Origin of the sequence: Citrobacter sp. Cpo074 (genome assembly GCF_030332745.1) — a bacterium.
Taxonomy (GTDB): domain Bacteria; phylum Pseudomonadota; class Gammaproteobacteria; order Enterobacterales; family Enterobacteriaceae; genus Citrobacter; species Citrobacter portucalensis.
This window is the reverse complement of record NZ_JAOWHG010000027.1, coordinates 1339605-1352463: the sequence shown is the minus strand read 5'-3', so window position 1 is coordinate 1352463 and position 12859 is coordinate 1339605. Positions and strand designations below refer to the sequence as shown.

Genomic DNA, 12859 nt, shown 5'->3' with positions numbered 1-12859 from the left:
ATAAACGTAGTGCATCCGGCATTCCACAGGCGCAAATTTGCGCCTGTTTCATTCCAGCACCATGACGCAAGTTGCATTAATGCAGTCCCGCAAAATCGGCTTGCATGATGATGTTTTCAGAGAGGGAAGAAGAATGCTCGACACAAATATGAAAACCCAGCTCAGGGCTTACCTTGAGAAACTGACCAAACCTGTTGAGCTGATTGCGACGCTGGATGACAGCGCTAAATCGGCAGAAATCAAGGAACTGCTGACTGAAATTGCTGAACTGTCAGAAAAAGTCACCTTCAAAGAAGACAATACTCTGGCGGTGCGTAAGCCATCGTTCCTGATTACCAATCCCGGTTCTCACCAGGGACCGCGTTTTGCCGGTTCTCCGCTGGGTCATGAGTTTACCTCTCTGGTGCTGGCGCTGTTGTGGACCGGTGGTCATCCGTCAAAAGAGGCGCAGACGTTGCTGGAGCAGATCCGCGATCTCGAGGGTGATTTTGAATTTGAAACCTATTATTCACTTTCCTGCCATAACTGCCCGGACGTGGTGCAGGCGCTGAACCTGATGGCGGTGCTGAACCCACGTATCAAACATACGGCGATTGACGGCGGTACTTTCCAGAACGAAATCACCGATCGTAACGTGATGGGCGTTCCGGCGGTATTTATGAACGGCAAAGAGTTCGGTCAGGGGCGTATGACGTTGACTGAGATCGTAGCGAAAGTGGATACCGGCGCAGAAAAACGTGCGGCTGAAGAGCTGAATAAGCGCGATGCTTATGACGTGCTGATTGTCGGTTCTGGTCCTGCAGGTGCGGCGGCAGCGGTGTACTCCGCACGTAAAGGCATTCGCACCGGTCTGATGGGCGAACGTTTTGGCGGTCAGGTCCTTGATACTGTTGATATTGAAAACTATATCTCAGTACCGAAAACTGAAGGTCAGAAACTGGCAGGCGCGCTGAAAGCACACGTTGATGATTATGATGTCGATGTGATTGACAGCCAGAGCGCGAGCAAACTCATTCCAGCAGCGCAGGAAGGCGGTTTGCATCAGATTGAAACGGCCTCCGGCGCGGTGCTGAAAGCACGTAGCATTATCATCGCCACCGGCGCGAAATGGCGCAACATGAGCGTTTCGGGTGAAGATCAGTATCGCACCAAAGGCGTAACCTACTGCCCGCACTGTGATGGCCCGCTGTTTAAAGGCAAGCGTGTTGCGGTGATTGGCGGCGGTAACTCCGGCGTTGAAGCGGCTATCGACCTGGCAGGTATTGTTGAACATGTGACGTTGCTGGAGTTTGCCCCTGAAATGAAGGCCGACCAGGTGCTGCAAAATAAGCTTCGCAGTCTGAAAAACGTCGACATCATTCTGAATGCGCAAACGACAGAAGTGAAAGGCGATGGCAGCAAAGTTACTGGCCTGGAGTATCGTGACCGTGTGAGCGGCGATGTTCACAATGTGGAACTGGCAGGTATCTTTGTTCAGATTGGTCTGCTGCCGAACACCAACTGGCTCGAAGGCGCCGTTGAACGTAACCGTATGGGTGAAATCATCATCGATGCCAAGTGCGAAACCAGCGTGAAAGGCGTTTTCGCTGCCGGTGACTGCACCACCGTACCGTATAAGCAGATTATCATCGCGACCGGTGAAGGCGCGAAGGCCTCGTTGAGTTCGTTTGATTATCTGATTCGCACGACAGTAGCATAAAAAAAGTAAGACTCACCTGCAATGCCAAAACCGCCAGTCATCCGCTGGCGGTTTTTTATTTCCATACACTTAAATTGTCAATTCTTGAAACAATAAACCGTTTAAAACATTCACTTAATTAGCCTGATCATTATTTTCATCAAAGAAAGAGAGGGCGTTATCTTTATTATATTAACCTGCATTATTTTTTTATTTGTTGTGTGAATAAATGGTTGGTTAATTCATGGGTGAAATATATGAAACCCTGACGATCTTTGAATCGACAGGGTTATTGTTACGTGATTTTTTTATCTCTCACGATAGTTACACGCTGAAAGCGGCTTATTCAGCTTTAGATACAAATGCTTCAACGCTAACAGAGCAGGAGTGGTTGGAGGCGGAGTACGACTTCAATGCACTATTTGTTGGGCCGCAGACGCTAAAAGCCCCGCCGTTCGCTTCGGTATACCTTGAAGAAGATGCCCTCGTAATGGGTAAATCAACCTTAAGCATTCGGGAATTCATGGCAAATATAGGTCTATCTATAAACCATGTAAATAATATCCCGGATGATCATATTTCCTGCGTATTGGAATTAGCAGTTTTATTATCGGCTAATGCCAGGATATCAGCAGAATACCAGATCGTTATGACTCGATATGTAATTGAGTATATAGCGATGTGGGTGCCCGAGTATATAGAAAAAATACATATAAATGCACAAACCGTTACGTTGAAAAACGTCGCGGAAAGGTTGTCTTTTTGGCTTGATGAATTAAACACGAGAGTATCAATATGAGTAATGAACCGGGAGTTCTGAACAGACGTTCATTTTTGAAAGGGTTGATTGCCCTTGGAACGGTGGCTGCCCTGCCAGGGGGATTGCTGACTTCACGCTGTGCATTTGCGCAACCGCCAATTCCGTTTAATCCCAAAACCTACAAAATCTATCGTAACGCCTGTCCACGTAACTGCTATGACACTTGTAGCCTGAAAACCTGGGTGAAGGATGACGTCATCACCTTTGTGGAAGGCGCGCCTGAATCAACGTTTACGCATGGAACTCCGTGTGTGAAGGGATTGAGCTATCCACGTAGGGTATACAGCCCGGACCGCATTAAATATCCGATGGTTCAGGATGTTCGCGGCAGCGGTAACTGGCGTCGTATCTCCTGGGATGAAGCAATGCAGCGCATTGCGACCAAGATGCTGGAGATTAAAAAGAAAGATGGTTCAATGTTGGGTCTGGCGCTGACCAAGTACTCAGGCAAATTTGGTGTATTGAACTATGCCGTTGAAGGGATGATGTCTTCACTGGGTTACACCACCCGTTTTGCCGGAACACCTTGCTGGCCAGCCGGTATCGACGCGCAAAACTACGACATGGGCGACATGTGGTGTAACGACCCGGAAGATATGGTGAAAGCCAAATACATTATTATCTGGGGCGCTAACCCGGCCTGGTGCTCTATGCACACCATGAAGTACATCTATCAGGCGCGGGAAAAAGGCGCAAAAGTGGTCGTTATCGATCCACTGTTAACCCAAACCGCTGCGAAAGCCGATCTCTATTTACGCGTTCGCCCAGGATCAGATGGCGCTCTGGCGCTGGGCATGGCACGCCACCTGGTGGACAAAGGATTGGTTGATCAGGATTTCGTTAACAACTATTCCCATGGTTATGCTGAATTTGAAGAGTATTTGCGTAATAACGTTACCATAGAGTGGGCATCTGAGATTTGCGGGCTGTCGGCGGATGTTATTCGCCAGTTGGCGGAAGAATTTACCGCGGTTAACCCTGCTACCGTGTGGATTGGCTACGGCATGCAGCGCCATGTCAACGGCGGCGCTAACGTACGGGCGATCGATGCCTTTGTGGCAATGACCGGCAATATTGGCATTGAGGGCGGTGGCGCTCGCTACGGTCATTTGCATACCTGGGGCTTTAACTACAATGCCATGTTGCAGAAGCCACCGGTAGGCTCTATCGGGATGCCGGGGGCGGCGGGCACAACCAGCGAGTTTGGTTCTGCGGGGGAAGTCGCACAGTATTCCGATCGCTCGTTGAATATCAACCAGACCGCAAAGGGAATTCTGGAAGCCAATGAGCCGCCTGTCCGAATGCTTTGGGTTGCCTGTAAGAACCCGTTTGCTCAGGATTTTGATCGCAGCAAGATGGAAAAAGCATTCGAAAAACTGGAAATGGTGGTGTGCGCCGACCAATTCTTTAACGAGACCGTCCAGCATGCCGATATCGTTTTGCCTGTCACCACAGCCTTTGAAGAGTGGAACGTAGACGCCTCATATTGGCACTACTGGCTCTCAATCAACCAGCCTGCAATTAAGCCAATGTATGAGGCAAAATGCGATCTGGAAATCGCCGTTTTACTTTCCCGCACAATCAACAAGCTGGAGCCGGGTTCTTGCACATTCCCGCAGGAGTTCGATCATAAGCGCTGGCTGGACCAGGAGTTCAATGACGGAATGGCCAAAATGTTTGGTATCTCCTCCTGGGATGATTTACTGGAAGGGCCGAAAAAAGCCATTCTGCCAAGTTCTGCGGCCTGGTATGACCGTAAGTTTAAAACGCCCTCTGGAAAGTTTGAGTTCAAATCTGAGCTGTGTGAGAAAAATGGTCATACGGCGCTGCCGGAATACAAACCGGAGGCAAAAAGTACGTTGCCATTCCACCTGTTTACGCCGCATGTCCAGTTCGGTATCCATTCCCAATTCATCAACCTTGACTGGATGCAGGTCTTCTATCCTGAACCGTTTGTTTATATGCACCCGGTTTCCGCCGGGAAAAGAGGCATCGCTGAAAATGACCTGGTGAAAGTGTTTAACACCGCAGGTGAGGTGGAGTTACGTGCGAAGGTAACCGCTAACGTTCCGGAGGATTTCCTGGTGATGTACGAGGCTTGGTTCCCGAAACGGAAATACAACGTTCAAAACGTAGTGGCGGATACTCCAGCCGATATGGGCTTGATGAAAACTGGTGCGCCAGGTGCGGCCATCCATAGTCAGTTTGCAGACATCATTTTGATCGATAAAGGAGCAGCGGCATGAGGCGCGCGTTTTTAGTTAATAGCGATAAGTGTATCGGCTGCCGTGGCTGTGCGATGGCGTGTAAGAGTTTTAACCAGCTGGAGCCAGAACGTTTCTGGCGCTACGTCTACCCGCTGGATAAAGAAATTTATCCGCATGAAGAGCGAGCGTTCTACTCGCTGGCCTGTAACCACTGCGAAAATCCGGCCTGCCTGGCGGCTTGTCCGGTAGAGGCGTACACCAAACGTGAGGATGGCGTTGTAGTGCATAACCCGGAACGTTGTATCGGATGCAAAAACTGTATTCGCAACTGTCCATACGGTGCGCCGCGCTTTAATGAAGAGACGAAAAAAGCGGAAAAATGCAGCATGTGCTATGAGCGTCTTGATGTTGGCATGCAGCCGGCGTGCGTGAATGCCTGTCCGGTAGGTGCGCTGACGCTTATCGATCTGGATGCCGATCCTATACCTGATAATGCGGTGCAGTATCCGCTGGGATTCCCGCGTATGCCGCAGCTTAATCCTGGCACGCGTTTTATCCTTGCGCGTCAACCAAAGCAGCCGGAGGCCAAGTAATGGAAAAGTATGAACTTCCTCTGGTCATTTTTACCGTATTAAGCCAAATGTCGGTTGGGATCACGCTCATTCTGACGCTGCGTGTGCTGCAAGGAAAACTGGAGAGCAAGCGCCTGTACTGGCTGGTAAGTGGACTGGTTCTGGCGGCGGCGTCCGTGGCGGCGATATTACACCTTGCGCATCCGGATCGCGCCTACGATGCCTTGATCAACCTGCAGCACGCCTGGCTGAGCCGAGAGATTCTGGGCGCCACTTTATACGGTGCAGCTGTCGGGGTGACGTTTTTGGCAAAAGGGCACAAAGCACCAGCTGTTCTGGCCTCTGTTCTCGGTATCGCACTGGTGGCGGTACAGGGGATGACCTATGCCGCCCCGGCAATGGTGGCGATTGCCAACGGTCTGACAATGCTGTTGTTCTTCATCACGGTGTGGGTGATGGGGTGTGCTGCGATTCCACTGCTTAACCTCGCACCTGCCGTTGCTGCATTGCGCCAGGGGATTGTCGTGTGTATGGCAGTCATGATCGCCGCACCCATTATCTGGCTAAGCGGTGGCACCATCATGCAGATGACGGCGCATGCCTGGCTGACGTCGCCACTTTATCTGGCGAGTCTGGTGTGTCTGGCGGTGGCCTTTGTGCTTAGCCGTCAGGGCGAGCGTCGCGCAAAAGCGCTTTTCGTCCTGCTGTTTGTTGGCATATTCCTGAGCCGTCTGACGTTTTTTGGCGATACGATCAGCTCCATCGTGAATATCGGCCATTTGTATTAATCGTGAGGTAATAAAAACCCCTGTCAGGCGTTAACCTGGCAGGGGTTTTCTTTAGCAAATCAGTGGCTGTTAACGAACAACCAGCACTGGCAAAGTCGCGTGTCGAACAACGCTGGAAGCGTTTGAGCCAAGCAGATGGGTGCTGATTGATGGGTTACGCGACCCAATGACAACGACATCCGCATTCAACTCTTCACCCAATTCGTTGACCACGTCACGTACGCTGCCAAAGCGGACGTGTTGCTTAATACGGGAAGGATCGATGCTGAAGTGACCGACCATCGTTTGCAGACGGGTTTCCGCTTCGTGTTGCAGATGCTCTTCAAAACGACGGACATCGGCTGCAAAGCGGTGCAGGCTTAAGCTCGCTGAGCCTGGCAGCACATGCAGTAGATGGATAACCCCTTTATCCTGGGCCAGAAATTCTGCATGGCGAATAGCCTTGTCGCTCAGTTCCATTTCGAATACATCAACTGGCATTATGATTGTGTTGTACATAAACATTCTCCTTGTCATTACATGAACACATAACAGCATAGTATTAAAAATGATTCTGTCAGTCACGACACAGATTTATGTTTTGCGAACAGGAAAGAAAGCGAGGAGCAGGGAGATCTAACCGGAAAGAGGATGCGGATGCATCCCCTGTAAGATAAAGCGAGTGGCTTTGATAAGACAGAGTTAGCGCAGGTAGTCGCCTGCAGCTTCAGGCTGGTACTCAAGCTCGATAACTTCGAGGTGTGTTGAGGTCCCGCCAGGCAGTTCCCAGTGAATGGTATCACCAACGCGCAGCCCCAGAAGTGCAGCGCCGACAGGTGCCATTACCGAAAGCTGTGTGTTGCTGTCAGTCATAGTGGCCGGATACACCAGGGTACGCACACGGACTTCGCCATCACTCAGATTGCGGAATTTCACGCGGCTGTTCATGGTCACGACGTCGTGCGGCATGGTTTCTGGAGAACACATTTGGGCACGATCCAGCTCGGCGTTAAGGGCGTCGGCAATCGGTAAACCAGCAAACGCAGGTTGCTCCAACAGGCGGTCAATGCGTTCCGCATCGAGGTCGTTAATGATGATAGTTGGTCTGGACATTTATTACTCCATGTCGTCGAAACTGCGGGTGCGCAGGTAAATAATCCCAAAAGAAAACCCTCACCGTCAGGCGGCAAGGGTTTAGCTTTTATGATGATACTGAGACTTACCCCATGTTTGAAGTGATTTAGTTCACATTCAGGTAAATCATCAATTTTGTCGCGTATGGTGTGATTTTAGCCGAAAAACGTGATCGTTCTCCAATTTGCATTATGCTTTTTAAGCGCTCGCTGCGGGCGCGTCAAACAACTCAGTGTTCCGCGACAGGAGATCTCATGAGCCAGTACGACAAACTTACCTTGAAAGACGGCAGCTATTTGCATTTTAAAGACTGGGGAAGTGGACAACCTATTGTGTTTAGTCACGGTTGGCCGCTGACGGCAGACGCGTTTGAAGATCAGATGCTGTTCCTTGGATCGAAAGGATTTCGTGTGATCGCCCATGACAGGCGCGGACATGGGCGTTCGGCCCAACCCTGGGATGGACATCATATGGATCAGTATGCTGACGACCTGGCTGAACTTACCGCGCATCTCAATCTTAAAGATGCCGTACATGTTGGGCACTCTACCGGCGGTGGGGAAGTGGCTCGTTATATTGGCCGGCATGGGACGCAGCGGGTGGCAAAAGCGGTGTTAATTGGCGCGGTGACGCCTATTATGATCAAGACTGACTTTAACCCAAATGGCGTGCCGAAAGAGGTATTCGATGGCATCCGTGAGGGGGTTGTGAACGATCGCGCCGCCTTTTTCTATGAGCTGACCGCTGCATTCTATGGTTACAATCGTCCTGGCGCGAAAGAGTCGAAAGCTGTACGGGAAAGTTTTGTTGAACAGGGCTTACAAGGGTCCATCAAAGCGTTGTACGACTGCATTCATGCGTTTTCGGAAACAGATCTGCGTGAAGACCTCAAAAAGATGACCATCCCGACGCTGGTGATCCACGGTGATGACGATCAGATTGTCCCGTTTGAAACCTGCGGAAAAGTCGCGGCGGAAATACTGCCGGACTCGCAGTTGAAGGTATATGTCGGCGGCTCGCATGGCATTTGCACCACCCATAAGCAACAGATCAACGGTGACCTGCTCAACTTTATTCAGTCGTAATCGTTGGCAGATTGTTCTACGCTGATCTTCTTTTTCCAGGGGGATGAGCGAAGCATAATTTGTGCTGCGCTGACGTTAACTTCAACAGGGAACGCTATGTATTTCTATCAACCGTCACAGGGACACGGCTTACCGCATGATCCGCTAAATGCCATCATTGGACCGCGCCCGATTGGCTGGATTGCGTCGCGTGACAGCAACGGTCGGCACAATCTGGCACCATACAGTTTCTTTAACTGTTTTAACTATCATCCGCCGATTATCGGTTTCGCCAGCAGCGGCTGGAAAGACAGCGTGCAGAATATTATCGAAACCGGTGAATTTGTCTGGAACCTGACGACTCTTGAGCTGGCCACTGCGATGAACGAAACGTCAGCCAGCTTGCCGCACGGTGAGGACGAGTTTTTTGCCGCCGGGCTTAGCAAGGCAGATAGCCGGATAGTCAACGTGCCGCGCGTGGCGCAAAGCCCGGTCAATTTTGAGTGTCGCTTATCGCAAAGCCTGCAACTGACTACCGCTGATGGCTCACCGGTTGATACCTGGCTGGTGTTGGGAGAAGTGGTAGGCATTCACATAGATGAAACGCTCCTGGAAGACGGCATCTATCAGACGGCGAAAGCGAAGCCGGTACTGCGTGCAGGTGGGCCAACGGCGTATTATTCGATCAGTGAAACACATCGTTTTGATTTAGTTCGCCCGGACGCCCGTGCAAAACGCTAAGTTTACGGACCGACGCCAGCTCGCAGCGTCGGTCGCAAGTTTCAGTATCCCACTTTGTCGATAATAAACTGTTTACCGCAGCTACCCGGATGCGGTTGCGGTAAGAATGACTGGGCAGATAACGTCTGGTTGATGTTGTCGGCTTTCAGGGATAACTGGATCTCAGTGAGATACGCTGGATTGCCGTGGCAGCTTAGCTTCACCGCTTTGACGTTCTCTTTGCCCCAGCTTTTGGCAACGGCGGCGTCAAATGCGTTACGGTTGACGGTTTTGCCGTAGTTTTCCGCCAGGAATTTGCCCACCTCGCTGTCCTTAACCTCATTATTCAGCCGTACCATCGTGCCGAAGTACGCGTCGGGATCAAAACCGAAACACGCGCCATGTTTGGCATACTCGTAACGTTCCAGACAGGATCTTCCACCAGCACCAGGCATTACGGCGCTGAGTTTTGCCGCGCTTTCCAGCGACAGCCCGGTTTCGGGGGCCGCGCATTTACGGCTGGCGCGCGCTTCAGGCAGGTTAGGAATAGGGCGAGTCGCGCAGCCAAAACGCATCCAACGGCGATTGTCTACTCCACGGGCGGCAATGGATTTAGGCAGGCTGGGCCATAAACCGTGAACGGTCAGGAAATCAGCTTTGTCTGCGCTCTCTTTTTGCAAACGACATTCGTCAGGCTCCTGACGATTACGCTCGTGTTGGCTCTGACAAAATCCGGTTTGCCAGGAGAGAGCCAGCACGTAGCTGTCAAAATCAGCGTACTGTTTTGCCTGAAGTTCATCGGCCTGAGCTGCAGAAACTGGTAGCAGGAGTGCTGCCAGCAACGAAGAATAACGCCATGTTGATGTCATGATGATTTCGGACACTTATATAAATTCTGAATATCATCTATTTAATCATAAAAAATGCCAGTCAGGTTTAGCTGACTGGCATCATTTTCATCAAGCGTGAACGGGAATGATTAGCTCCACATTGCCAGAATCGGCCAGCCGACCAGCAGAAGCATAGCGATGTAGATAACGCCGAAGATAGCACCCAGACGCCAGTAGTCTTTGGACTTCACATAACCACAGCCGTAGATGATAACGCCTGGGCCTGTTGCATATGGAGTCAGACAGCCCATGATACCGATGGACAGTACCAGCAGGATACACAGGTGTTCCATCGGCACGCCCGGGATGCCTTTACCTACAGCCAAAATAACCGGCAGCATGGTGGCCGTGTGTGCAGAAAGGCTGGCAAACAGGTAGTGAGCAAAATAGAACACCAGCACCAGTACGATCACGGTCGCGTTAGGCGAGAAGCCTTCCAGATGCGTGCTCATGGTGTTGGCGAACCAGTCGATGAAACCTGAACGGGTTAAACCATTCGCCATAACGACCAGCGTGGCGAGGTTAACCAGAGTGTTCCATGCGCTGTTATAACGGGTAATGTCTTTCCACGGTACAACGTGCAGCGCCAGCATCAGGGAAACAGCCAGCAGGCCCACTGCGGTTGCATCAATCAGTTTACCACCGAAGACCCACAGACCCAGACTGAGCAATACCAGACCGATCAGCGTTATCTCTTTACGGGTCAGTTTACCCATGCCTTTCAGTTCATCACCGGCCCAAGCGGCAACTTCAGCACTGTGAGTAACTTCTGGTTTGTACAGAACGTATGACAGCCACGGAGCAACGATCAGCAAAATAATACCGACCGGCAGGAAGCTGAGGAACCACTGCAACCAGCTGATTTGAATACCGGCAATTTTGTTGACGAATTCCAGACCCAGCACGTTAGGCGCAGCGCCGGTCACGAACATCGAGGAACTCAGGCTGGTACTGATGACCATCATCCACATCAAATATCCACCGATACGGCGCGCGGAAGGATCGTTCGGGAATGATTTAAACAACGGCGGCAGGTTTTTGATAACCGGGAATACGGTGCCACCGGTACGCGCGGTGTTAGATGGAGTAAACGGTGCCAGCAGAATGTCGATGATAACAATCGCATAACCCAGCGTCAGGGTACGTTTACCCATGAATTTCACCAGGAACAGCGCGATACGACGACCCAGACCGGTGACTTCATAACCCAGTGCGAAGATAAACGCACCAAACACCAACCACACGGTGGTGCTGGAGAAGCCCGCCAGACCCCATTTCAGCGCTTGCTTACCCGCTTTAAACGCCGGGTCGGCCAGTTCTGAAGCATCAAACAGCAGATAGTTGCTGCCGATAACGCAGATCGTTACGGCGATAAAGCTGATCGCTGTTGCCGGAATTGGCTCCAGGATCATACCGACGATCATCGCCACAAACACGGCAAAGTAGTGCCAGGCCTGTGGAGGCATTCCATCAGGGACGGGGATTAGAAACATGACACCCATGACGACCAGGGGGGCCAATAACTTCCATATTTTATCTTTTGCTAAAGACATGTGTGTGATTCTCCGGAAAGGATCTTTAATTGTGATAATGATGAACTTGTGAAATCTGAGCTAAGAACCAGGTGACGATCAGCAGATCGGCGCAGCCTCCGGGACTGAGGTTGCGTTCAATGCACTGTTGGTCGAACTGGTGTAGATATTCGAGATCGGCAGGGGTACGAATCCCCCCTTGCTGCATCAGGGCGGTGGCCTGCTGCTGTAGCCAACGCAGACCTTCTGCGCCGCCACGTGAAGCCACGTTGGTGTCGCCGTTGATAGACATCAGCAGCAATAATGTGTCGAGTAACGCCAGTTCAGGGTCGCGGCCCTGAGTCAGCAGTGCGCGGTAGTGCGGCAGGGCATGCTGGATGACTAGCGGATATCCCGCTTCGGCTTCGCCCCGTGCGCCGGTTAATCCCAATTGCTGATAAAGACGTTGGCCAGCCGTGAGTTGTTGATTGTTCTGGCGCAGTTCGCGCTCGGTCAGGCCACGGCAAAATGTTGCTGCCGTAGAGCAAATGGTTTCAGCGGTAACAGTGAGTTGGAGCTGGTGCAGGCGGCCAATGGCGGCGCACAGCAGTCCCAGTGAAAAGATACTCCCTTTATGGGTGTTCACCCCGGCGGTGGCGCGGAACATATCGGCTTCGCAGGCCATGCCCAGCGGGCGCAGTCCTTTCAATACATCCTCAGGCGACAGCTGTGCGCTAAACGCCCCATATTCAATAAAACGTGGCAGCCATGACTGAATCGCTTCAGCGCTGCGATGAAAATCTTCCAGCGCCATATCTTTATGCGCGCCGTTGTTAATACGATCTACCAGACCGGGTTTGGGCGACAAGTTGACTTCAGTCAACATGGCGCGCCACGCAAGCGTTGCGTAAGCATCAGGCAGATCCAGAGGGAGGACTGCGTTATTGGTTGATGTTGCGGGAATCGGCATCATGCAGCAGTGCCTCCATCTGAGTGAGTAAGTCGGAAAGCGCGTGGGTTTTACCCCGCGCACAGTCGGCAGCACTTTGCTCGCACAGCAGACAGCGGCGGGCAGGGAGTGCGAAATGACGCCGGGACAGAATTTCCCCTTCAGGGGTCAGGACATCGATATCCCATAGCCGTCCCAGCGGGTGTGAATGCTCAAGTTCAATTGTGGCGAGCTTGAGGTCGTGGGCCGGAGCCTCAATAGACAAAAGACCTTCTGGACCGCTGGCAGAAACCAGCGCTGTTTGCTCCCTGACAATCCAGGTGGATTGTTTCGCCAACGCGAGCAAGGCGGTTACGCCGTGATTAAAGATACGACGGGTTAATTCGCTGTCTTTAATCGGTCCCGGTGCGACGACGGTAAACGAGACCAGCGGCGCAGAGTGGCGTGTCAGCCACTCCTGTTGCCTTGCCTGTCTCTCATCGCGGCTGGCTAGCAGCTCGGGAATGGAAACCGCGTGTTGGGTGGCGTATTCAGGGAGCAGGTGCAT

At 51.7% G+C, this 12859-nt stretch carries 13 protein-coding genes; 7 read left to right on the top strand and 6 right to left on the bottom strand.

Annotated elements, in window-relative coordinates; all coding sequences use genetic code 11:
- Window positions 1–133: 133 nt before the first annotated feature.
- The 5 genes from ahpF to OGX83_RS11170 all read left to right on the top strand — a co-directional run bounded on the left by ahpF (window position 134) and on the right by OGX83_RS11170 (window position 6065).
- Window positions 134–1699: an alkyl hydroperoxide reductase subunit F gene (gene ahpF / locus OGX83_RS11190; protein WP_286588033.1), complete on the top strand. Its 1566-nt coding sequence runs from the start codon at window positions 134–136 to the stop codon at window positions 1697–1699.
- Between the two features lie 223 nt (window positions 1700–1922).
- Entirely contained in the window at window positions 1923–2477 is a 555-nt protein-coding gene (locus tag OGX83_RS11185; protein WP_174770574.1) for a TorD/DmsD family molecular chaperone, read from the top strand.
- Window positions 2474–4744 (top strand): molybdopterin-dependent oxidoreductase, encoded by a 2271-nt coding sequence (locus OGX83_RS11180; RefSeq protein WP_286588030.1) that lies wholly within the window; start codon window positions 2474–2476, stop codon window positions 4742–4744. Before OGX83_RS11185 ends, OGX83_RS11180 begins: the two co-directional genes overlap by 4 nt.
- Entirely contained in the window at window positions 4741–5298 is a 558-nt protein-coding gene (locus OGX83_RS11175; RefSeq protein ID WP_286588028.1) for a 4Fe-4S dicluster domain-containing protein, read from the top strand. Before OGX83_RS11180 ends, OGX83_RS11175 begins: the two co-directional genes overlap by 4 nt.
- Window positions 5298–6065, top strand: coding sequence for a dimethyl sulfoxide reductase anchor subunit family protein (locus tag OGX83_RS11170; RefSeq protein WP_286588026.1), 768 nt, complete (start codon window positions 5298–5300; stop codon window positions 6063–6065). Before OGX83_RS11175 ends, OGX83_RS11170 begins: the two co-directional genes overlap by 1 nt.
- Window positions 6066–6134: 69 nt before the next feature.
- Here the strand turns inward: OGX83_RS11170 and uspG are convergent, their stop codons facing one another.
- Both uspG and rnk read right to left on the bottom strand, forming a co-directional pair.
- Window positions 6135–6563, bottom strand: coding sequence for a universal stress protein UspG (gene uspG, locus OGX83_RS11165; RefSeq protein WP_003022101.1), 429 nt, complete (start codon window positions 6561–6563; stop codon window positions 6135–6137).
- Window positions 6564–6746: 183 nt separating this feature from the next.
- A complete protein-coding gene (gene rnk, locus OGX83_RS11160) occupies window positions 6747–7157 on the bottom strand; it encodes a nucleoside diphosphate kinase regulator (RefSeq protein WP_003831264.1) in 411 nt (136 codons plus the stop codon).
- A 275-nt stretch (window positions 7158–7432) separates the two neighbouring features.
- Here rnk and OGX83_RS11155 point away from each other — a divergent pair, with 275 nt between their 5' ends.
- A complete protein-coding gene (locus OGX83_RS11155; protein ID WP_003831266.1) occupies window positions 7433–8263 on the top strand; it encodes an alpha/beta fold hydrolase in 831 nt (276 codons plus the stop codon).
- 96 nt (window positions 8264–8359) lie between these two features.
- Window positions 8360–8983 carry a flavin reductase family protein gene (locus OGX83_RS11150; protein ID WP_032942675.1) on the top strand — a complete coding sequence of 208 codons (624 nt, stop codon included), beginning with the start codon at window positions 8360–8362 and terminating at the stop codon, window positions 8981–8983.
- A gap of 41 nt (window positions 8984–9024) precedes the next feature.
- On the opposite strand, the gene rna is transcribed toward OGX83_RS11150, so the two are convergent.
- From rna to citX, 4 genes are all read right to left on the bottom strand, one after another.
- A complete protein-coding gene (gene rna, locus OGX83_RS11145; RefSeq protein ID WP_286588025.1) occupies window positions 9025–9831 on the bottom strand; it encodes a ribonuclease I in 807 nt (268 codons plus the stop codon).
- A gap of 110 nt (window positions 9832–9941) precedes the next feature.
- Window positions 9942–11405 carry a citrate/succinate antiporter CitT gene (gene citT, locus OGX83_RS11140; RefSeq protein WP_003831271.1) on the bottom strand — a complete coding sequence of 488 codons (1464 nt, stop codon included), beginning with the start codon at window positions 11403–11405 and terminating at the stop codon, window positions 9942–9944.
- A gap of 25 nt (window positions 11406–11430) precedes the next feature.
- Window positions 11431–12336 (bottom strand): triphosphoribosyl-dephospho-CoA synthase CitG, encoded by a 906-nt coding sequence (gene citG, locus OGX83_RS11135; protein WP_003831272.1) that lies wholly within the window; start codon window positions 12334–12336, stop codon window positions 11431–11433.
- Complete coding sequence (gene citX / locus OGX83_RS11130; protein ID WP_003831273.1) at window positions 12305–12859, bottom strand: citrate lyase holo-[acyl-carrier protein] synthase; 555 nt, start codon at window positions 12857–12859, stop codon at window positions 12305–12307. The genes citG and citX overlap by 32 nt, the downstream gene beginning before the upstream one ends.

Bases quoted from the DNA above. Each gene is read 5' to 3' on its own strand.
- OGX83_RS11150 (WP_032942675.1), top strand. From the start codon at position 8,360: ATGTATTTCTATCAACCGTCACAGGGACACGGCTTACCGCATGATCCG.
- rnk (WP_003831264.1), bottom strand. From the start codon at position 7,157: ATGTCCAGACCAACTATCATCATTAACGACCTCGATGCGGAACGCATT.
- OGX83_RS11185 (WP_174770574.1), top strand. From the start codon at position 1,923: ATGGGTGAAATATATGAAACCCTGACGATCTTTGAATCGACAGGGTTA.
- OGX83_RS11155 (WP_003831266.1), top strand. From the start codon at position 7,433: ATGAGCCAGTACGACAAACTTACCTTGAAAGACGGCAGCTATTTGCAT.
- OGX83_RS11170 (WP_286588026.1), top strand. From the start codon at position 5,298: ATGGAAAAGTATGAACTTCCTCTGGTCATTTTTACCGTATTAAGCCAA.
- ahpF (WP_286588033.1), top strand. From the start codon at position 134: ATGCTCGACACAAATATGAAAACCCAGCTCAGGGCTTACCTTGAGAAA.
- rna (WP_286588025.1), bottom strand. From the start codon at position 9,831: ATGACATCAACATGGCGTTATTCTTCGTTGCTGGCAGCACTCCTGCTA.
- citG (WP_003831272.1), bottom strand. From the start codon at position 12,336: ATGATGCCGATTCCCGCAACATCAACCAATAACGCAGTCCTCCCTCTG.
- citX (WP_003831273.1), bottom strand. From the start codon at position 12,859: ATGCACCTGCTCCCTGAATACGCCACCCAACACGCGGTTTCCATTCCC.
- OGX83_RS11175 (WP_286588028.1), top strand. From the start codon at position 4,741: ATGAGGCGCGCGTTTTTAGTTAATAGCGATAAGTGTATCGGCTGCCGT.
- citT (WP_003831271.1), bottom strand. From the start codon at position 11,405: ATGTCTTTAGCAAAAGATAAAATATGGAAGTTATTGGCCCCCCTGGTC.
- OGX83_RS11180 (WP_286588030.1), top strand. From the start codon at position 2,474: ATGAGTAATGAACCGGGAGTTCTGAACAGACGTTCATTTTTGAAAGGG.
- uspG (WP_003022101.1), bottom strand. From the start codon at position 6,563: ATGTACAACACAATCATAATGCCAGTTGATGTATTCGAAATGGAACTG.